Raw genomic sequence first — 22,487 nt, forward strand, 5'->3', positions numbered from 1 at the left:
TATGTGTTTTAAAATAATTTTTAATCGCTGCGGATTATCATGTATAAAGCATGGTGTAGATTTTATAGATGTCACTGCTGGTGGGGCTTCTGGCTATTAAGTTATAAAATTCTTAATTAATTTATAGTCTTGTAATTAGTCTTATTCCATTCAAAATATAATACCTGTTAATACTAATCTACCGATACTTGGTTGCATGTTAAACAGTTGTAGGTATTATGTTTATCTGTTTGTTGAATATATAGCCTGATAATGTGCGTTGTCAGAATTATGAATTTAAAGGAAGGGATGTAGATGGAAGCTTTAACAAATTTTATTTCTGCGGTAAATGGTGTGGTATGGGGTGTGCCTATGCTCGTCATGATCCTTGGGGTAGGACTATTCCTATCGCTGGGACTGAAATTAATGCCTATTTTAAAAATAGGTACGGGCTTTAAATTACTTTGGGCGGGACGAAAAAGCCGTTCTGGTGACAAAGGTGAAATATCGCCGTTTAATGCGTTAATGACATCGCTTTCTGCGACTATCGGTACAGGTAATATTGCTGGTGTTGCAACGGCTATCTTTTTAGGTGGACCGGGGGCATTATTTTGGATGTGGTGTACTGCGTTAGTGGGTATGGCAACCAAATATGCAGAAGCAGTATGTGCGGTTAAATATCGTGAAACGGATGCTAATGGTAATCACGTTGGTGGTCCAATGTATTACATCAAAAACGGTTTAAGCAGTAAATGGGCTTGGCTCGGCACTGCGTTTGCTATTTTTGGTTCAATTGCTGGTTTTGGTATTGGTAACACTGTGCAATCAAACTCGGTAGCCGATGCTCTATCAAGCAGCTTTGGTATTTCACCTATGGTATCTGGCTTAGTGATGATGGTATTGGTTGGCCTCGTACTGATGGGTGGCGTAAAACGTATTGCTGATGTGGCGGGTAAGTTAGTACCAATCATGGCAATATTTTATATCGGTGCTGGTTTGGTCGTGTTAATCATGAATGCGAGTGAAATTCCTGCTGCATGGGCATTAATTATTGAAAGCGCATTTACTCCAGTTGCAGCACAAGGTGGTTTTGCTGGCGCTGCTGTTTGGGCTGCGATCCGTTTTGGTGTGGCTCGTGGTGTGTTCTCAAATGAAGCTGGTTTAGGTAGCGCACCGATTGCGCATGCTGCAGCTCAAACGAATGATCCGGTTAAGCAAGGCCTTATCGCGATGTTAGGTACTTTCATTGATACCCTTATCGTTTGTAGTATTACTGGTTTTGCTATTGTGGTATCTGGTGCATGGACATCGGGTGAAACGGGCGCTGCATTAACATCTGCTGCGTTCGCTAGTGCACTGCCGGGTGTAGGTAACTACATCGTTGCTATTGCGCTGTCGGTATTTGCGTTCACTACGATCCTTGGCTGGAGTTTCTACAGTGAAAAATGTGTGCAGTATCTATTTGGTGTGAAAGCGATTGTACCATTCCGTATCTTGTGGATTGTTGCAGTGCCAATTGGCGCGACAAGTTCATTAAGCTTCGTTTGGTTATTGGCTGATACGCTAAATGCGATGATGGCTCTTCCTAACTTGATTGCTCTGGCATTATTAAGCCCTGTGGTGTTTAAGTTAACGAAAGAGTACTTTGCTAAGCAAGGTAATGCTGCTAAAGAATAGTTTGTCCTGCCCATAAACGCTGGTGGTCATGATTCACCAATTATGATCAGCGGCTGTATCTAAACCCCTGCCTATTTTCGTTGAAAGTAGGCAGGGGTTTTGTTTTTATATTGCTGAAACCTGGCATATTGTCTTTTATCCTAAGCTTACAATCGCTTACACAGTGTCGTCGGTAATTATTTTACCATGCGCTACTTTATGTAATTTTATGTAAAGATTGTATTTCACTAAGGATAGTTCAGTAATGGCAATATCAAATAAATTGAGAATGTGTTTATTAACGACTGGCATGGTCGTGCTTGCAGGTTGTGGTTCTGATAATGCTAGTAAGGCAACGCCAACTGTACTGCAAACAACAGTGAAAGTATTTGATACTGTTGCTAATTGTAAAAATAAAGCCGATGTACCGAGTTGTCATTTTGATAATGGTGTGTATGTGATTAAGTTAGGTAATAACGTAACTGATGCACAGCAACAGCGTGTTATGGAACGTGTGAAGAACATGATGCAATGGGCTCACCAGGATGTGCGAGATCAGTTTGCGGCGAAACGAATTATTATTGGATTGCTTGAAAATGAATCAGCTATAACGGGCACAACTGGTGAGTTTATTATTGAATTGAATGACCAAAAAGGCACTATTATTGACGGTATTGAATTAATTTATATTGATAATGAGGGAAAAGACGAGACGCTTTCTTCGACCACTTATCAAAAATTGATGCAGCTTTATGATTACTATGTAGATGGAAATGCAAATACAGCAACAGGTACTGCATTGGGTGTAGCTTATGGTTCGTTTAAGGATGCACTACTGCAAACTAAAGTCGCCGCTGAATTGCAAAGTCTTGCTTACTTGAAATATGATGAATGTAATTATGGTAATGGCCAATTATCTACGGTAGCAAGTGAGCGTGCGTTAGGCACACCAACACCGTGTATAGATAGTGAAGATAGCAGTAATATTATTGCTAATGGTAAACCAGATGAAACTCATTCGCTAGCGGTGAATTTAAACCCAGGTGCATTACTGGGCACTGTGTATGAATATCAAGTTGAAGCAGACAAAAATACTGCCGCAGGGGAGTTATCTGGTTCTAGTCATAGTAAATTTATTGATGCTGGTAAGCTTGGTTCTGGTGTTGCAGACGGCCTTACTGACCAATCTAAGCTATTTGTTAGCTGGGCAAATCCAGCATTTTTACCATTTAAACAATACTTAGATACTTATTTCTTTGTGAATAAAAAATAAAATAATTATACGTAAGGAGAGGTGCCATACTTCTCCTTATCTCTGACGACACGACTCTTTTCATTCTAATCTATTTTATTCATTGCCTGTCAGTCTATCTTTCGCTACTGTACTTTTATAGATAAAATTGATATCACAATACCAGTGAGCAGGGAAAGACATTACTATGAGTTCAGACAAATTAGCCACACAGTTAGTATCAGCAGGACGCGACAGAAAATTCTCACACGGTTCAGTTAACCCTGTAGTACAACGCGCATCATCAATTGTATTTGAATCAGTTAAAGCAAAAAAAGCAGCGACAGCGAAGCGTGCAGACGGTGAACTTTTTTATGGTCGCCGCGGTACCCAAACGCATTTCTCTTTGCAAGAGGCGATGACCGAACTAGAAGGCGGTGCAGGGTGCGCGCTTTATCCTTGTGGTGCTGCTGCGGTTACTAACTCTATTTTGTCATTTGTGAGTGCGGGCGAGCATATCCTCATGACTGGTGCTGCCTATGAACCAACGCAAGATTTTTGTAATGTGATGTTAGCTAAAATGAACGTAGCAACGACGTATTACGATCCGATGCTAGGCGAAGGTATTGCGGCATTAATGCAAGACAATACTAGCGTGGTATTTCTAGAATCACCAAGTTCAGTCACCATGGAAGTACAAGATATTCCAGCGATTGTAAAAGCAGTGCGCGCGGTAAATCCTGAAGTGATTATCATGATGGATAATACGTGGGCTGCGGGAGTATTATTTAAAGCGCTTGAACATGATATCGATATCTCAATTCAAGCGGGCACGAAATACATCATTGGTCATTCTGACTATATGTTAGGTACCGCCGTTGCTAATGAGCGTTGCTGGGCACAATTACGTGAGCAGTCTTACCTTATGGGACAAATGGTTGATGCTGATACTGCGTACATGGCGAGCCGAGGTTTACGCACTATGGGTATTCGTTTAAAGCAGCATGAAGCTGCAAGTATTCAAGTGGCGAATTGGTTAAGCGCTCGTCCAGAAGTGGAACGTGTTAATCATCCAGCATTACCAAGTTGTAAAGGCCACGAATTTTACAAACGTGACTTTAATGGTTGTAACGGTTTGTTCTCATTTATTTTAAAAGACAAATTAAGCAATGAACAACTGGCTAACTACCTCGATAACTTTGCCCATTTCAGCATGGCATATTCATGGGGCGGTTATGAGTCATTAATCTTGGCTAACCAAGCGTCAGAATTGAATCGTATTAGACCTGCTGGAGATGTTGATTTCACTGGTACGCTAGTGCGTTTACACATTGGTTTGGAAGATGTAGAAGACTTGATTTCTGATTTAGAAGCGGGTTTTGCTCGACTTTAAATACTCAGATGTAATGAACCAAAAGCAATGAACTAGTAATCATTAATAAAGTAACGGACTAAAGCTAATACTAGTCCGTTACTACTTACTTATAAGATCAAATAAGCACTTCTTTTTTGACAACCTTTCTCGATTTAAACTGCGTCATCGCCACACCTGTAAGAACCAATGCTCCGCCAATAAACTGATAACTCGATAGCTGCTCATCAAGAATAAAGGTCGCCATGACGGCGGTAAATACCGGTAATAGATTCATAAACATTGCCGATTTATCTGCGCCAAGATGTTGGATACTCTGCATCCATAACCAAGTGGCTAAGATTGAAGTTGGTATCGCTGCATATAATACCAAGGGGAGCGATTCAGTGGTTAGGCTGACTTGGCCGTGGTACGTCAATACTGGCAATAAGATGATGACCGCAAATACCATCTGTACATATAACGCGATCCAGTTGTTAAACGGTAGACGCCAGCGTTTGAGTAATACGCCGTACAGTGAGTAACTACACGCTGCAATCAGCATATAGGTATCGCCAATGTTAATGCCTTCTGATAACAAGTTACTGATTTTGCCGTGACTTAGCATATACACTAAACCAGTCAGTGAAATCATCGCACCAAACAAGGCTTTTTTAGTTAATGTCAGTCCGAGTATCGGCACACTAAACATCAAGCTTAGCAAAGGGACTAAGGCAAAGATCAGCGTCATGTGGGTTGCTGTTGTTGTCGCAGCGGCAAAGTAGGCGAGGGATTGATTAATCGCCATGCCCAGTAAGGCAAGGAATGCTAGCTTAGATAAATAAGGCTTAATTGCATGGCGTTTTTTCCATACAGGTTTGATTAAAAAAGGCGTTAAGGTAATTAAGGCGATAAACCAACGATAGAAAGAAATCGTTTCGGGTGCGATCACATTGGCCGATAAGATATTAACAATCGAATTGCCTGACCAGATGATAACCGTGAATAGCGGGAGTAAAAAGTACATGGGATCTGCTTACGTATAAAAAGAAGATTGTAGCAGAGAATATAATGTAATTTATAGAGAATAAACCAAGGTGACGTAATGAGGTAGAATCATCACCTTGGTTCAGCGTTATTTGCGGATTTTATTACCTGTACGCTATTCTTACTGCGTTAGCGTTTTTTGCGATACGCGTTTCTTAACGACTGTTTCATTAAACACCAATGACAGAATAATTATACTACCGCCTAATGCCAATTTAACTAAGTCTGCATCACGATTCCAAATCACTAAGTTAACTAATAAGCCTAATGGCACCAGTACATTGTTCATCGCTGCTAATGTCCCTGCGTTAACCAAACACGCGCCTTTATTCCACATGAAGTAACCTAAACCTGAAGCGATAATACCAAGGTAAGTTAATACGCTCCATTGCGTTGTGGTTGTTGGCATTTTTTCAGTGCTACCCAGTAACATGAATGCGATAGCTGCAATCAGGAATGCGCCAATATAAAATAAGCCAAATACTTCGCTATGTTTCACATCTTTTAATTCGTTTTCTGATAATTTCTTATAAGCCACTTGGCCAATCGCCATGGCAATATTCGCGCCTTGAACAACTAAGAAACCAATGACAAAACCTTCATTAATGCCTGCGTATTTAATGACAACTGCACCGAGTACAGCGATAAACGCAGTACCTAAATACCAAGGGCTGAAACGTGAATGTAATAAGTCATCAATCAAGGTTACATAGATAGGCGTGAATACCGTAAACAGGAGTACTTCAGGCACGGATAGCAGTAGGAATGATTGATAATAGAAACCATACATAATACCCAACTGACAAGCGCCGATAGTCATCACTTTAATAATGGTCGAACGGGCGAGGTTACCCAGGCGTAAAAATGGGATGAATACCAACATCGCTAAACCGATACGGAATAATACCGAGAACCAAGCATCAACCTGACCGGACAAATAAACCCCGATAAGACTAAATGAAAAAGCCCATACTAAATTTGTAATGATTAAAAAATGCATTCCGTTACCTTAATTAATAGATGTCTGCAGATTTAACGACGATTGCCGAAAATAGTAACTAGAGTTTATATTTTGCTTGGTTTACATTACAGGCTTGTGTTTTAAATTTGCCATTTTGATTTACGTCAGAGTAATAAATGAGCATTTGTAAGTTGTGAATACGAGTATATTTAATGTTGATATAATTAATATTAGCTGTTTATTTTCGAATATCGAGATCGTTAAAATGATGAAACTAAGTGCTTTATTACCTTTGCCTTTGCCTTTGCCTTTACCTTTAATTTTGCTGGTGGCGTTTAATTCTGCTGCTAACGTAGCGGTAAACCCTATTTTTCAATTAGAAGCCAAACCTGAAATTGGTGAAATGGTGACGTCATCTAACGCTGAACTGTGTGAAGTTGCCAAAGGTTCTGTGGATTATCTTAATTTGGGGGAAGATTATGACCCCGGTATTATCACCGCCGGCATAACTGCACAATTTGGTGGTGATTTAGACCGCGTAAAACGCACACTTAATTTTATTTGCCAGGTAGAGCAAGAAGATAAATTAGCGGGTACTAAAAGCCGTCTTATGGATGCCGATTTTATTGCAGAGCACTTTGACGTGATCCGTTGGATGCCAGATAAAAACCAAGCGCAGGGCTTTGCTAAAGACAAACCGCTGTTGAAAAATATCCCTGACGATAAAATCTTACTGACTAAATATTATATTAAACTTGCGAAAGGAACTGCCAGGCAAACGCCTGAAACCCCTTATGCGTTATATGCTATTCCGAATGATGAAAAAGACCTTACGCTTGAGCAAGCTAATGCTGACCCGAGTTTGACCCGTCATCAACTGACTAAGCAAGACGTCATAACAGGTATTTTGGATAAAGATAAATTAGCCCAGCCGATGGTTTGGCTATCGCGTTACGACTTAGAAGACTCATTAATGCAGGGCACTGTCAAAGTCGACTTTACGACTGATAAAAGTACGAGTGGTGATATTTCCGGTAACAATAGTGACGATCGCAGTGAGATCACCAGCCAGTTCTTTAACGTACATCGTAATAATGGCATTGGTTATAAACGTAATTTAAAGAAAGAGCAGCAGGGGCGTTATTGGTACTTCAAGAAAACTGAATCGGTCATGGGCTACGGTAAAGATGCTAACTATAAGATCCCTGTTTATCCGCTAGTTACAGTTGCTGGCGATTTAGCGCACTTAGGCTTAGGCAAACTGATTATGCTGACCCACAATGGCGAAAGTCGTTTAACCGTATTAGCTGACACGGGCGGGGCTTTTGAGAATAATCAATATCAACTCGATTACCTCGGCGGTTACTTCAAAAACTGGGATGACTATATTAATACTTATCGCACTTTCCCTGATTATTTTGAAGCACGGATATTATTGTTGAAAGAATAGCAGTCGCAATTGCTATGGCAGAACCCCGATATTCAATAATCAACTGGGTTCTGCTGGCTGCTCAGTAGTGTTCATCAGGCTGTTTATTGATAAACCACGTTGTTTTTAATATAGATAACCTCTACACGGCGGTTCTTAATACGCCCAGCGCGGGTTTTATTTGACGCGATTGGGTTTGCCTCGCCTTTCCAAGCAGTATTAATCACTTCTTTATTCACTCCTAGTTTAATAAAGTAATCTCGTACCGCTTCGGCACGTTTTTTAGAAAGCTTGAAGTTGTAAGCTTCTGGGCCACTGGTATCGGTATACGCAACTATCTCAACGCTTATCTCTACACGACTCGCACGCATTTTTTGGGCTAGTTGTGCCAAGGCACTGCTATCACTAATTTCTGCACTATCAAACTTAAATAAGGTATTGCTATTAAGTGTTGTTGGCACTATCACTGGCTCAGGTGGAGCTACAATTTTAGCTGCTGGTTTGGGTTTACCAAATTTATAATTAATACCGACGCTGAACTCATACAGATCATCTTCAGTATTAGGGACATCACCAATTAAACGATAACCCGTATCCAATTCTAATTGTTGTGATATTTGGTATTTAAGACCAATACCCCCACTGAGGTTTAAGTCATTACCGATAATACTATTCCCCACTTTTGCGTATAGGGCTGCGCGGTCTGAGACATGGTAGCGTCCCATTATATAGGTTGAAAAATCGATTAATTTCTCTGGTTCAGCCCCCTGTTTAAATTTGCCAAAGGAACTTAAGTCAGATTCAACGGATAAAAAATCATTAAAGTTATAACCCGCCACAACCCCCATACTTGCAGTCGAAGGGTCCTTATCACTTGTCTGGTTAGTCGCTTCAATATCTAATACCGTTGCGCCTAGTTTTCCACCTAGGTACCAGCCACCATCATCATTAAAGGATTCTGCATAACTAAAGCTTGAGCTTAATAATAATAAGACAGATAAATAAACACGGCTCATAAACTCACCTCAAACATAATAGTGAAATGATCGGCATAGGTTTTTTCTTCAACATTTTTGACCGAAATATTGTCGTAACTTACACCCAGCGTAAAAGGGATTAAGCTAGCGCCCGGTGAATGAATTTCTGCTTTACCATCGGTGAGCACTTTACCCTGTTCAACGAGTTGGCTACCTGCACTGCAACCTTGGCAGCTGATGTTATAAGGAATAGAGGTTGAGCCACCACTGACTGGTTTTAAGTTGTAATCATCAATGGCTTTATTAATCAGTACAAACTTCAGGCCATTTTCAAAATAACCCAATGCTGAAACTTTAAAACCCGCTAAACCACTCACGGTGTGTGCCGTAGTATCATACTTAGGCACGATATGGCCATTACCTAGAACATTAATACGGCTTAATACACTAGGGCTATAGCTAATTTGTACTGAGAAAGTAATAGGTACATTACGGTAAGTTTTTACCGTTTCCGAGCCCTTTGCAAAGAAACCATAACTGATCACGGCACTCACGGTACCTGAGTAAACGCCTTTTTTTTTGCCTTTTAGTTGTGCGATTAAAATACTTTTATCTAGTTTGATAATCGGCTGCACAGCGCTAAAAGGCACCACTGCTTTTTGATAGTTAAGGCTGTTATCTGAAATACAAAAACCACTACCACTGGTGCGTTTAACGGTAATAATACCCATCATGGTTGTTTCATCACAGCTTGGGTAAATATCTGAATACCAGTCACCTTCCCAGGCAGGGTTGGGCTGATAATTAACACCACTCAGTGTTAGTGGTACAGAAACACGCTCACGACCACTGCTTAACTCAATCGTGAGGTTAGTGGAAGAGGTATAAGTGCCCGGTACCCATTTTTTTGTTTCAGGTAAACGCGCAGGTTTAAACCAATAGTTAGGTGTGAGGTATTCACCATTATTACTGGCGTTATACCATTCTAATTTTTCACCAGTTAACTTACCATTGATGGTAAACGCATGGGCATTAACGGTTAATAAACACAGTAATAATAGGTAACGCATATTATTGGCCTTGTTTTAAGGTGATGTCTTGTTTAAATGTTTCATCATGGTTAAGTAACATCACATCTAAGCTTTCTTGTTGTAGCTCTTCTGGTACATGTAAAACCCGTGTTCTGCCCGCCAGTAGCGTAAAGTTCGCAGTACATAACGCAGGCTTTTCTTCATCGCTTTGTTGCGTGGATTGATTATCTTTACATTGATCAATCAGCAGGGTGAGCATGGTATTACCGCTGTTTTTAGCGGTGATATTAGTACCGTCATAACTTGCTTGGTATTCAACGTTACTCTCTGAAGCTGGGATAATATAGTAGGGTGAAAAACCAAATAACATGTTGATTTTTGACTGGTTCTCGCCTTCATTGGTATAAGAAACTGGTTGGATATGGATTTGGAAAACCTGATCTAAGGAACGGTCACAGCTGTCGCCACAGATGTTTTCAATTTGAATATCTTTGACCATATTTGGTTCAACCACTAATTTCGATGGTTTGGTTGCTATCTGCCAACTATCTAAATTTTTACGTGTATAGGGCGTTTTGATAATTTGATTGTTTTTTATTTCCACCTTCGACACCGAAGTTTTTAAGAAGTAAGTAATATTGTCGGTATTATCCAGCGTTAAAATACCTGCTTTATCGTCAGCATTAACAAGCATTAAGCTGCTGATCGACATTGCTGATACCGGTGTTGCACTGATTACTAAGCACATCATTAAAAGTTGTTTAATTGTTTTCATTATTTAATCCCAATTCAATGTAAAGTTGTTTGAATCAAAGTTGTTTAAGGCGTACAGATTTAATTCATTTAATAATGTTTGCTGCATTGCTGTTAGCATCTCGGTGGTTCTTGCATAAAGGTATTGGCGTTTACCCACCGCACGAGAGATTGTCTCAATACCTGTATTTTTCAATTTTTGTGCCGTTTGTGGGTAATCAACTTCACTGTCAAAAACACCCAGGAAATAATATTGTTTGCCATCAAGATCAATTGCTTGGTTATTGTTATTTGCCAGTGACCAAGCACCTTCTTGATATAATCCAGGTAAGCAGTAGTTATTACCAACATTGCTAATGGTGCTTGAGTTTCTGTCTAAGCTGGGTGTTACACAGGTTTGATTGTGTGAAAACAGTTCGTAATCCGCACCTGCAATGACAGAGACTTTAAATACACCCTGTTCAATTTTTTCTACATCAACACAGCCTTCACCAGTACATTGCACCTCAGATACCGCGTTATCATTAAGATCATCAAATGAGGTGATAAAGGTTTTAATTTTTACCAAGTCCATGTCTAAACTGATCACTGTACCGGGTAGTGCGTAGCCATTGGCTTGATGCTCATCTTCACTGATGTAGTTAGAGGACTCGGTATCTAAACGCACGTTAAAGTCTTTGTATTTATCAATGGCGATAACCGTATCTTCTTGATCTATATTGTCGTTATAACCGAGCTCTTGCTCGTGATAGATAGATAACAGGCCACGGTGTTGATCGGTATCTTGTTGGCTCTGTGCATCCACGACAATGTAAGCATCACTTTTTTCTGCCGTGAAATACAATTTACCGCTATTAGAAATAACCTGTGTGGTGGATAGATTCGCGTTTAATGACTTAGTGCCATCTGAGCTAACGTAGGCATAAGCATCACTATTTAAAATACTATTATGATAATTTGCTGAACTACTGATATCGCTATCAACACTGCGTTCATAATCATTGCCCATATAAGTCACACCCACTTCGGTATTAACCGATAGGTTGTCACTGAGTTGCTGATTGTTGCTGATACTATTACGGAACTCTTCCACACCTTGGTGGCCTAAGTTCATTGATGAATTAGCGCTCCAGTCCATTGATAATGGTACTGACCAAAGAATACCGGCGTACCAACCATCATTATTCCAACGGTAATCTTCACTTTGATAAGTAGCAGAAAAATTTAACGTTGAGTTAGCAATAAAAGCATGTGAATAACCTGCACTCACTGACCAGTAGTCGCTTTGATCCACATATTCTTGGCCGTTATTCGCCTCATCAACTTTATTATTCACAAACAGCAAATAACCTTGCCCAGCATAAACCGTAGCTGACACATTAAGCGTTAAACGCTGGTAACCAATATTAGATAACATGTAGTTATCTAAGCTGTATTCACCGTCTGCAGAATGGTAACGTTCGTAACCAAAACCTACATTGTAGATATTGGTATCAGCGGATAGAAACTGACTGCCATTATCAAACCGTGCGTATTTCACATCCGCGTTTGCGTATTCTGCGAAGGATTTTTTAGCCCCAATTTCGACCATGCTATTGCCTACATTAGTTAATGAACGTGTCCCCACTAACGTACTGTCCAATAGCTGATAAGTGGCTTTTGCTTCGACAAAGCTATTCTCCTGTAACCACAGGTCGTATTGTTGTTTATTTTCAGGTTCAGCTAGTGAATTTTCACGGTCTTTTTTTTCATCGTAACGATCATTTAACTGACCCGCTGAAAAGCTAAAGTCATACTCACCTTGATTGAGAGAAAAAGAACTGTTATTAAAAATTTGTTGTCTCTCGGTCAATAATTCACGACCACCCGATATCACCACAATAGTAGCCATGTAAGAGCCATAAGGTAATTCGCGAAAAGATAAACTCTGTTGCCCTGCATCAACATTTTTACTGTAAATAAGGTTACCTTCGCGGTACACCTCAATACGGCCCTGGTTAGGTAGTAGGTAATACAAGCTACGGTTATTCTGCTTGCCACCGCTTATTAAGTTGTTTGAAGAGGAGTAATTCACGACATCCTGTGAATAACTGCCGGTTAAATCTAAAAAAGCAGTACTATTTTGCTCGTAACCATATTTAAAGTGACCTAATTGAAAGCGACGGTTTTTAAATTCGTAATCGTAGGAGAGCTGCTCAACATCTAAGTCACTGCTGCTACTGTCAAGGTAAAGGCTACTGCGTACATTGCCGTATTTTAGGCCTAACAAGCTTTTGTCACGTAAAATAAGTGAAGAACCACTGTTGTTAAAGTAGTGATAATTAAAGTCCATGCTGTTAATGAAACCGTAAAGGTCATTGCTTGAGTCATGGAATATTTTACTGGTTTTGCTTTTATCTAATAGTTTGTTATTAGCAAAAAAGGTAATGTGTTTTTGTTCGTAATCATAGGCAAATGCAAACTCGTCAGGGATCATTGTACATTCAGCAACCTTACCGTGGCAGGCGTTGGCATTGATGATATTGCTGGTCATTTTATTAATGATGTTAGCAATCGCCTGCTTTTTAATATTATTTTGTAGCAGGTAGTTTTCGATTTTATTGATACTGCTTGCTGACAGTGTTGCTGATGTGGGTGTTGAAGTTACCTTTATCGTGAGCAGGTCCGTTGCACTGGCCATTTCAAAAGTAAACAGTTCCTCGTGTCCTTGATAGAGATCGGTAAACTCAGCGGGAATAATAATGCCTTCACTTTGAATCGACGCGTGACTTAAGTTGATATTCACCATCAATGCGATGATTAATAGACATCTGATTTTCATATCTCTAACTCCACACTGAATTGAATTGCACCACTACAGTTATCATCACCGTAGTGAACGGGGTCGAAGGAAAGGTCTACATCTAGGGTGCGATATTTACCCTGTGTATTTAATTCATCTAAGCTTTCATTAATGAAGGTATCACCCTTAAACATCTCCTTACCGGCCAACCACACGTGAGAAAAATCTTTGCTTGTAGTGGCTAAACCAGCACGGTCATAACATTGTGATTGTTTTTCAACTAAGGTCAGGGCAAAGCTGTCGATTGGATCTGTTTCTGTAATATTGGTTTGTAGTTGCAAAACATCGGAAATGCGCTTGAATTGATAGTTTTTTGCGTCAAATTCGAGTTGCCAATTGTTTTTCACAAACTCAAATTCAATAATTTCGCGGTCGTAAAATTTTGCGAGTTCAATATGGGTATCAACACGAAATTGATGTTGTAGAGATGAAGCACCATCAAGCGCATTTACATTCATGCATACCAACAATAAGTGTACAAATATAAATAAACGATGACAAAAAACGGTTTGATAGCGCTTCATGGGGTCACCTAAATAGCTTTAGATGAATTGATAACAGCGTGGACTTCGATGTTTTGACCGACAGCTAGGACTTCATCGGTAGGCGTTGTATTTTCGGTAGTGAAAGTCACAGTCCCCGCCATTGCCACAACTGGTGTTGCTTGTGTCATTGGCGCACCATCTAAATTAACCGTGGTGCCAATAGCTGAAGTATCTGTAGTACCAATCACGGTATCTAATGCACTCATTGTCCAAGATGCATCGTTGATGATGTCACCCACTGCGTCTACATCTTCACCGGGAACAGCCTCATTGTCAGTTGTACAACCACCAGAACCAGTACCATCAGCACATGCACGGTAATGTAATTCTAAAGAGATTCTGTCTGAAGTGAATGCACCTGTGTTATCCGTTACCACAAGACCGGCTGATTCTGCATAAGGTAATGCGCCACCAGGGCCGGTAATGATCACTTCATCACTTGATGTTACTGAAGGTACGACGCCTTTCCAATGTAATGTTGTTGTTGCATCAGCAGCAAGTACAGATGAAGAGGCTGTTAATAAAACGATTAGTAGTAATAGTTTGTTTTTCATAGTTAACCTTAATTAAGAAAGTTTAATAAACCCGCTTAACGATTAATTAACTTGATAACAATAAATTGTTAAAAAGTTTTCTTAGCTAAGCTTCGTGTAACTATGATAAAGACTTGATGTTTTGTGATACACGTCACATCGAAATTTGAAAATATAGAAATGCCTACCGATTAACTTTTTGCTAACAATAGAATTGCGATGAAGTCAGTAGGTGTCTAGCTTGGCGCGAGATGGAGGTGGCTAAATGTTGTTCTCATTAAGTGAATAAAAAAACAAAATAGTTATTATTTTGTGGGAATACCATCCGCTTAACCCCTGAGTTTTTTACTGGTTAAGGCAGTCAGCTCCAGAGGTTCAGTATTAAGCGGGTGGTATAACAGATTATTACGATTAGTGATCGTATTTATCATCCTGACCATTATTATCGATATCTTTATTACCATCAAAGGGAGCAAAGGTATTATCATGATAATCACCCACAATATTACTATAACGGCTTTGATAATTACCCTTGCCAGCTGCTTTATCCTGATGTAAAAATTCAAAGCTATCTAATACATCATCACCATCACTGTCCGATAAAATAGGCTGAGAGCAATATTCAATATCACCCGCGTGATATTTAGAGCGATCCGCTAAACATTGCTCAACTTCACTTTCCGTGGATAATCCATCCTTATCTAAATCCACTAAATCAGGATAAACCTTACCCGTGGCATCTTCATTAGCAAAACGCACCGCTGGATGAACACTGATGTTAGAGCCTGGTGACGCAATTACTGCACCATTCATTTTAAAATCAAGATAGGTACATCCGGTTAAAATGTACGGATAAGAAACTTCACCATGTTTAGGTTTGTTATCACAGGTTAAGCTGCTATCCAGCTCTTCCAGTGGAGAATAGAGTTCCCAATGATCTTGATGAGCGGTTTTATTACCACGTGCAAAAAAGGTGCTTCGGCCTTGCCCTGCCGTAGCAGTATAAACACCAAAAGAGTTTCCCGAGTCGCCAATAATATTATTATGATGATCTCTACCACCATATTCCTTCAGGCCTTTATGGGTTAATATTTTTAATTTATCATCAATCAATAACGCCACTGCATTGGCGGTATTTTCGTAAAATTTCACTTTTTTACGATTGCTGTGACTTATTTTGCTAAAGTCGAGTGTCATGTTCAGGGGGGTACCATCTGGTAATTGTTCTCGGTGATACTGAGCATAACCATTAAATTCTAGGTAATAACTATCACGCGCTTCGTTGCTGCTGCTATTGTTTTTGTTAGCGCGATAATCATCTTCAACCATATGCATATAAGTGACATAATTGGACGCTTGTTGATAACTCATTACCCTTCTCGCGACTCTTTTTCCCCCAGCATAGGTATTGCCATCTACGTCTTTACCATTAAACGAAACATATAAGTCACCTTTATCGGTTAAAGCGGCAATACCTTTATTTACCTGTGTTGTTTTAACTATCTTGACTTGTTTGCTCTTAAGATTTTTGAGAAATTTAATATAAAAATTATTGCCTTTATCATGATCTAAACTTGATTCAGAGAACCAAAAAGCGTCACCACTCTGATCACTCTTGATACAATAATGAGTACCTACTTGCGATGGACCATTAGGTGCATCCCAGCATTGAGACACTTTGCCTATTCTTGCTGTCCAATCTAAGACTACTAACTTGCCATCAGGGACGTAAATACTGTAATAAGTTGCTGTGCCATCATTAAAAAATACTACCGCAGAAAGTGGACCAAAGCTTTCCACTTTTTTAACATCACTTAACTTTAACGCATTAATTTTATCGGTTAATTTCTTGTATGAAGCGTTAGAGGTGCCATAGATTTGATTATGCACATTTAGTTCGCTTGCTTGAGTCACCTCAAAAACTAAACCACCATAACCTAGAATACGATCCGCATAGGTTAGGCCATAATAAATTTGACTGCTTGCCGGCAGTGTAATGATGTTTTCTATGCCTTCTTGCAGGGCATTATCGGCGGTAAATAAAATGATTTTATTTCCACCACCATTTTCACTACTCATATCAATTTTATAATTACCAAAACCAATATTCTTAAGCCCCGTGGCATAGAGACCATTATCCTGCATATAGGGTATTAAATCGTCTTTAAACGGTCGCATTAAGGTATTACGACCCGCTGCGCCCAGCTCTCCATCACCAAATAGTTTGATAAAACCATTAAAAGAAAACTCTAAAACCCCTTCACGGATATAATCGGTTTCAATGGTGATAGTGCCACTGCTAATACCATCTACTTCATGGTCATAGACGGTATAGTTCACCGTATAGACTGCTTTACTATCACCACGGAAAGTAAAAGAGGTATTGGCCACATCATTGGCATCTGCTAGTTTCACTTCTGCATTAAAGGCTTGTATTGAGACTAATTGAATTCTGTCACCTTCGGCATCTTCTACTAAAGGCCCAAACCCGGGAAACTTCATAATATCCAAAGTCAGTTCATTACCAACTCCTTGGGTACGGCCATAGGTGGCATTATTTGCTATTGGGGCTGTATTGATATCCCCAGAAACATCAATATTGATCAGGCCCGTAAAGGCTAAGCCATTATCATCTACCACAGAATAACTCACCTTAGTGACGCCTATATCAATGGCGTTGTAACTAAAATCACCATTTTTAGTGATAAAGGCTAAACCACTGCCCACCACCACTGTTGATGCATCAAACACCGGATTAGTCATGGCTAACAGTTCACTGCTTAATTCATCGTAGATGCTAAAGGTAATGGTATCACCGACCGAAGTGGCTTTATTGATATCCGGCAGTAGGTTATCTTTAGGAATGACTTGATAGTCGTTACGCGCTTTTTGCACGCCTTTTACGGCTGAAAAGGTAATAGAAGCCCAGGCGCTTTTATCTTCACCTTCAGTGCTAATGGTATAACGATAATCGCAACTGTCGGCTTTATTGGGGTTGATAGTAAAAGATTGTTGCTCTGCATCAATATTACTTATCTGACAGGTCTGTGAATCACTTAATACTTCAATATCTTTTAAACGGATATGGTTAGCTTTACTATAAGCCACATAGTTGGAAATATTAAAAGTCAGTGGCTGATTAGGCTGGGAAAATTGCACCGCAGTATGAAAGTCCATCGCTGATAATTGTGCGTCGATGACTGGGGGCGGTTCTGGCATAACGATTGGAGGTGTAATTGTGTCAGGCGTGCTGTTACCTTCACTACCACAGCCAAATAAAACGGCCGTAAGTACAGCGAGAGAAATATATTTAAAAAATAGTTTCATTATCACCTCTGGTTATTTATCAGCAACACTGATTTGAGAATGAAACCATTTTAGATAAATAAACCAGAGGTAACAGGGCAAGTCGATAAGCAATAATTCAACAATGCCTAGTGCTTAATACGATCAAAGAGTTAGTGGATAAAGGATTGGTGCTCTTTTATCCAAGTGATCACGCCGTGGTTTGATAGAAAATCTTCGCGTTTGATAGACATTAGTTTACTTTGGCCCTGTGTGTTTTCTATTTTAGTTGAAAATTTTTCAACTAACTCAAAGCCAATGTTTTGGTAGATCTTAGCCATGTTTTTATTGATCACAATACAATAGATCTCTTTAATATCACTGTTTTTACAGATGATATCTATCATGCAGTAGCAGTTATATAACCACCAATCGAAGTTAAAACGGGTGAAGGTATGGCTAAATAAAAACTTATCCTTGTTTACTCCTAGCTCTCGCGGTGTGCGATAAAAACCTTTTACATCTGCAATAAGGCGCGCTTTTTCACTGCTATCATGCACGGAGTACAATGCATGGGCGCATAAACGCTGTTCTTCATCTTCACATGTCACCATAAACAGCTGATTACTCTGCTGCAGTTTGACAGCCGCTGCTATTCTCTCTGTTAAGTTCGTTTTAGGCAGATCAAAGACTCTTGAAGTAGCCGCGTTAATCTTTTCAATTTGTTTCACATCAGCAAGTGGATGAGTGGCGCTATAACGAATAAAGTTAGGTTTATCGATGGGGTAATAAGCACGTAATAATACCTCCTCCTCTTGATAATGCAGATCTGCTAATTTTTGAAACTTATTACTTTTGGTTTCAGATAACTTAAGATCGAGCTTACACAAGTAGGCTAATTTATCGTATTTAGCAAAACTTAATAGTTGCACAATACGCAGTGTGGAAGGCATAGAAACATTACGTTCCCAGCGACTATAAGTAATTAAATCAAGGTGCTCAAAACTGTCATCAAAGAGAGAAAGTTGTTCTACCATCTCCGCTTGGGTAAGAGATAACTCATGGCGAATTTGTTGTAATAAAAAAGATAGTTCCATTAAGTTCCCTGAGATATTAGTTATTAAACACCTATTTTGTTAAATACTAGCAAGTATAGATAAGAAAACCTAGCGCTATGCATCGCTTAGCTTCTGTTACTGCTTTTTTAAGGGGAGGGCAGGGATGAGGTCTCTATTTATCTATAATCCCAGAACGCAAAAAACCAGCCGAAGCTGGTTTTTTCTTATTTAACTGATAATTAGATAACCAATGAAGCTCTAAATTAGAACTGGTTCATCGTGTTGTCTTCGCCGCCGGCTTTCAGTGCTGCATCACCAGCAAAGTATTCTTTATGGTCATCGCCCATGTCAGAACCTGCCATGTTTTGATGCTTAACACATGCAATCGATTGACGGATTTCTTTACGTTGAACACCTTTCACATAACCCAGCATACCTTGGTCACCGAAGTACTCTTTCGCTAGGTTATCCGTTGATAGCGCAGCTGTATGGTAAGTTGGTAATGTGATTAGGTGATGGAAAATGCCCGCTTCACGTGCTGAATCAGCTTGGAATGTACGGATCTTCTCATCAGCTTGGGCTGACAATTCTGTCGTATCGTATTTTTCGTTCATCAAGTCTGCACGGTCATATGCTGACACGTCTTGACCTGCTTCAACCATGATATCAAAGATTTGTTGACGGAAATTAAGTGTCCAGTTGAATGATGGCGAGTTGTTGTAAACAAGTTTCGCATTCGGTACTACTTTACGGATCTCATTTACCATTGCACCGATTTGACCAACGTGTGGTTTCTCAGTTTCAATCCATAATAAATCAGCGCCACCTTGTAGCGATGTAATGCAATCTAGTACGCAACGTGCTTCACCCGTGCCTTCTTTAAATTGGAATAAGTTACTTGGTAGACGTTTAGGACGTAATAATTTACCGTCTTTCTTCAGAATAACATCGCCATTGCCTAGCTCTGCTTGTGTGATCTCATCACAATCAAGGAATGAATTATATTGGTCACCAAGGTCACCCGGTTCATTCGTTACTGCAATTTGTTTTGTTAGACCAGCGCCTAATGAGTCAGTACGCGCAACAATAACACCGTTGTCGATACCTAGCTCTAGGAATGCGTAACGAACAGCATTGATTTTCGCAAGGAAATCTTCATGTGGTACCGTTACTTTACCGTCTTGGTGGCCACATTGTTTTTCATCAGATACCTGGTTTTCGATCTGAATACAGCATGCACCCGCTTCAATCATTTTCTTAGCAAGAAGGTATGTTGCTTCTGCGTTACCAAAACCTGCATCGATATCAGCAATGATTGGCACAACGTGCGTCACGTGGTTGTCAATCTTGTCTTGTGTATCAGCTACTTTAGCTGAATCGCCCGCATCTCTTGCTGCGTCTAGTTCACGGAATAAACCGCCTAATTCACGTGCGTCTGCTTGACGAAGGAATGTGTATAGTTCTTCGATTAGTGCTGAAACAGATGTTTTTTCATGCATTGATTGGTCTGGTAATGGACCAAACTCAGAGCGTAATGCAGCAACCATCCAACCTGAAAGGTAAAGATAACGACGGTCAGTATTGTTTTCAAAATGTTTCTTAATAGAAATCATTTTTTGTTGACCGATAAAACCATGCCAGCAACCTAAAGACTGCGTGTACAGTGAAGAATCATTATCGTAGTTTTCCATATCAGCACGCATAATGTCAGCTGTGTATTGTGCAATTTCAATACCCGTTTTGAAACGGTTTTGAGCACGCATACGCGCTGTATATTCTGGGTTAATTGCAGCCCATTTAGAACCATGTTCCGCTTTTAGTGTAGCAACCGAATCGATATCAGTGTTGTATGTTGACATAGCAAATCCCTTACAGTTATCAAATGATGATTAATTAAATTGAAACGCAGCGTCTAAAGCCTTTTATTCGTTTGCGTTTTGATGAGTTAATATTAAACGCTCAGTAGATATTTAGTTAGTTTATAATTCCTATAGTCGCCATTCACATTGTGAATACATCAGGCTGGTCATTTAGCTTATTTATGGTGTATTCTGGCTTAAGTGGTTAGATACGGGCTTATTTGACTAGGTGTCAGCTTTTATGTCACTGAATTAGCGTTGTTTCATTAATGCTTTATCAAATTTTTATTGTAGGTATTTATTTTATGAATATATCAGGGATCGATCTTAATTTATTGATTTACTTCGATGTTTTATTACGTGAGAAGAACGTAACCCGCGCTGCAAGTATGCTTAATATAACGCAACCAGCGATGAGTAACGGATTACGCCGCTTACGGACACTGCTTGACGATCCTGTCTTAGTTCGCACCTCTGGCGGCATGACTCCAACTGAAAAGGCGCGTAAATTAGCCCCCGTGATCAGAAAGCTACTACTGGAACTTGAAGAAGCCTTACAAGAAGAAAAAGAATTTGATCAAAGCAGTCATCGTGTGTTTCGTATTATGGCCAGTGACTATGCAGAATCAACACTGATCCCGCGACTGCTGAGTAAGTTAAGTAAAGTTGCGCCAAACATGACTGTCGATATTATGACGCCGTCGGATGTGACCTTCCATGATGTAGAGGAAGGTAAGATTGATATGGCGATTAACCGTTTTGATGAATTACCACAATCCTTCTATCAAAAAACGTTATGGCATGACTCGTTTACCTGCATGATGAATGCAGATAATCCCATCGTAAATAAATTTAATTTAAATCATTACTTAGCATCAAAACATGTATGGGTATCGAAGACTGGTTTTGGCGTTGGTGTGGGCATGAATCCACATGATGTACAAAAATTAGGGTGGGTTGATGAAGCATTAGATCGTTTAGGTAAGAAACGTGATATTAAGGTATTTACCCGTAACTATAATGTCGCGATGCAATTGGCACTGCAAGATGATTTAATCGCGACGTTACCGACGCAGGCTGCACTTATTCATCAGAATAACAGTGATTACACCTTGCTTGAACCACCATTTCCGATCCCAAATATTGAATTGAAAATGATCTGGAGTCCGCTATTACACCATGACGCTAGCCATATTTGGTTCCGTCAACTAGTGCTTGAAGCGGCAACGGAATTACGAACGAGCTCTTTATAAGGGTTGGCTGAGAATAGTTTATTCGACTTTTTAATATACGTTAATATTGTTGGATCTCTAGGCTGCTGATCACGTGGTGGCCATCGGTGACTTGCTGGCTTAGTTGATACATGGCATTGGCAAGTTGGTCGATGGCTATCGGTTTTTGCTGCTTTAATAACGGTAAAGGCAACAGAGATAATATTGCTAGCGGGTAATAAGCGATCGCTTCCATTAATCTGAATTCGTCACGTTTACCGTGTAACAGTGTGGGTTGATAAAGGAATAAAGCGGTGAGTGGTAATTGACGTAATAACTGCTCTGTTTCACCTTTAGTTTGTAAGTAACTACTTGCAGATTTAGCGTTGGCACCGACAGCACTGATCACATGTAGTTGTGCCTTGGTGTTATTTGCAACCCAAGTACCAAAGTTAACAATATAGTCTTTATCAACTTGTCTAAATGCGGCTAATGAGCCAGCCTTTTTACGCGTTGTACCGAGACAACAATAAGCACAATCAATGTCAGCGGTGATGTCTAACGTATTAAACTGGGCTAAATCGAGCGTAAACTCAGTCACTTTATCAAGGTGCGCAAAAGCTGTTTTACGATAATGGACAACATAGATATTTTCAACAGTCGGATCATGCATTAACTGCTGCATGAGTTGCTTGCCTGTTGCGCCTGTCGCACCAACAATAATGACGTTTTTCATGGA

17 protein-coding genes are annotated in these 22,487 nt (G+C 39.8%); 5 read left to right on the forward strand and 12 right to left on the reverse strand.

All coding sequences use genetic code 11. The features are described 5' to 3' along the window. Positions 1–294 precede the first annotated feature (294 nt). The 3 genes from JFU56_RS08820 to metC all read left to right on the forward strand — a co-directional run bounded on the left by JFU56_RS08820 (position 295) and on the right by metC (position 4,259). Complete coding sequence (locus JFU56_RS08820) at positions 295–1,656, forward strand: sodium:alanine symporter family protein (RefSeq protein WP_198436926.1); 1,362 nt, start codon at positions 295–297, stop codon at positions 1,654–1,656. 244 nt (positions 1,657–1,900) lie between these two features. Beyond that, positions 1,901–2,908 (forward strand): hypothetical protein, encoded by a 1,008-nt coding sequence (locus tag JFU56_RS08825; RefSeq protein WP_198436927.1) that lies wholly within the window; start codon positions 1,901–1,903, stop codon positions 2,906–2,908. Between the two features lie 166 nt (positions 2,909–3,074). After that, positions 3,075–4,259, forward strand: coding sequence for a cystathionine beta-lyase (metC, locus tag JFU56_RS08830; RefSeq protein WP_198436928.1), 1,185 nt, complete (start codon positions 3,075–3,077; stop codon positions 4,257–4,259). 97 nt (positions 4,260–4,356) lie between these two features. Here the strand turns inward: metC and JFU56_RS08835 are convergent, their stop codons facing one another. After that, on the reverse strand, positions 4,357–5,244 hold the full coding sequence (locus tag JFU56_RS08835) for a DMT family transporter (RefSeq protein WP_198436929.1): 888 nt from the start codon (positions 5,242–5,244) through the stop codon (positions 4,357–4,359). A gap of 141 nt (positions 5,245–5,385) precedes the next feature. After that, entirely contained in the window at positions 5,386–6,264 is an 879-nt protein-coding gene (locus JFU56_RS08840) for an EamA family transporter (protein ID WP_198436930.1), read from the reverse strand. Between the two features lie 226 nt (positions 6,265–6,490). Here JFU56_RS08840 and JFU56_RS08845 point away from each other — a divergent pair, with 226 nt between their 5' ends. Further along, positions 6,491–7,675: a hypothetical protein gene (locus JFU56_RS08845; protein ID WP_242065922.1), complete on the forward strand. Its 1,185-nt coding sequence runs from the start codon at positions 6,491–6,493 to the stop codon at positions 7,673–7,675. Between the two features lie 83 nt (positions 7,676–7,758). Here the strand turns inward: JFU56_RS08845 and JFU56_RS08850 are convergent, their stop codons facing one another. The 9 genes from JFU56_RS08850 to JFU56_RS08890 form a co-directional block, all read right to left on the reverse strand. Then, positions 7,759–8,670, reverse strand: coding sequence for an OmpA family protein (locus JFU56_RS08850; RefSeq protein WP_198436932.1), 912 nt, complete (start codon positions 8,668–8,670; stop codon positions 7,759–7,761). After that, entirely contained in the window at positions 8,667–9,701 is a 1,035-nt protein-coding gene (locus tag JFU56_RS08855) for a hypothetical protein (protein ID WP_198436933.1), read from the reverse strand. Before JFU56_RS08855 ends, JFU56_RS08850 begins: the two co-directional genes overlap by 4 nt. A 1-nt stretch (position 9,702) precedes the next feature. Beyond that, positions 9,703–10,437: a hypothetical protein gene (locus JFU56_RS08860; RefSeq protein ID WP_198436934.1), complete on the reverse strand. Its 735-nt coding sequence runs from the start codon at positions 10,435–10,437 to the stop codon at positions 9,703–9,705. Between the two features lie 3 nt (positions 10,438–10,440). After that, positions 10,441–13,236: a CS1-pili formation C-terminal domain-containing protein gene (locus JFU56_RS08865; RefSeq protein ID WP_198436935.1), complete on the reverse strand. Its 2,796-nt coding sequence runs from the start codon at positions 13,234–13,236 to the stop codon at positions 10,441–10,443. Then, positions 13,233–13,781 carry a hypothetical protein gene (locus JFU56_RS08870; protein WP_242065923.1) on the reverse strand — a complete coding sequence of 183 codons (549 nt, stop codon included), beginning with the start codon at positions 13,779–13,781 and terminating at the stop codon, positions 13,233–13,235. Before JFU56_RS08870 ends, JFU56_RS08865 begins: the two co-directional genes overlap by 4 nt. 8 nt (positions 13,782–13,789) lie before the next feature. Further along, complete coding sequence (locus tag JFU56_RS08875) at positions 13,790–14,356, reverse strand: hypothetical protein (RefSeq protein ID WP_198436936.1); 567 nt, start codon at positions 14,354–14,356, stop codon at positions 13,790–13,792. A 390-nt stretch (positions 14,357–14,746) separates the two neighbouring features. Continuing rightward, positions 14,747–17,662: a hypothetical protein gene (locus tag JFU56_RS08880; protein WP_198436937.1), complete on the reverse strand. Its 2,916-nt coding sequence runs from the start codon at positions 17,660–17,662 to the stop codon at positions 14,747–14,749. A 131-nt stretch (positions 17,663–17,793) separates the two neighbouring features. Beyond that, complete coding sequence (locus JFU56_RS08885; RefSeq protein WP_198436938.1) at positions 17,794–18,717, reverse strand: XRE family transcriptional regulator; 924 nt, start codon at positions 18,715–18,717, stop codon at positions 17,794–17,796. Between the two features lie 224 nt (positions 18,718–18,941). Next, the gene (locus JFU56_RS08890; protein WP_198436939.1) at positions 18,942–20,537 is read right to left on the reverse strand and encodes an isocitrate lyase; all 1,596 of its coding nucleotides are present in this window, start codon (positions 20,535–20,537) and stop codon (positions 18,942–18,944) included. 305 nt (positions 20,538–20,842) lie between these two features. Here JFU56_RS08890 and JFU56_RS08895 point away from each other — a divergent pair, with 305 nt between their 5' ends. Further along, entirely contained in the window at positions 20,843–21,790 is a 948-nt protein-coding gene (locus JFU56_RS08895) for a LysR family transcriptional regulator (protein WP_198436940.1), read from the forward strand. 40 nt (positions 21,791–21,830) lie between these two features. On the opposite strand, the gene JFU56_RS08900 is transcribed toward JFU56_RS08895, so the two are convergent. Beyond that, complete coding sequence (locus JFU56_RS08900) at positions 21,831–22,484, reverse strand: short chain dehydrogenase (RefSeq protein WP_198436941.1); 654 nt, start codon at positions 22,482–22,484, stop codon at positions 21,831–21,833. Positions 22,485–22,487: the final 3 nt, after the last annotated feature.

Source organism: Moritella sp. F3, assembly GCF_015082335.1.
In the GTDB taxonomy this organism is placed as follows: domain Bacteria; phylum Pseudomonadota; class Gammaproteobacteria; order Enterobacterales; family Moritellaceae; genus Moritella.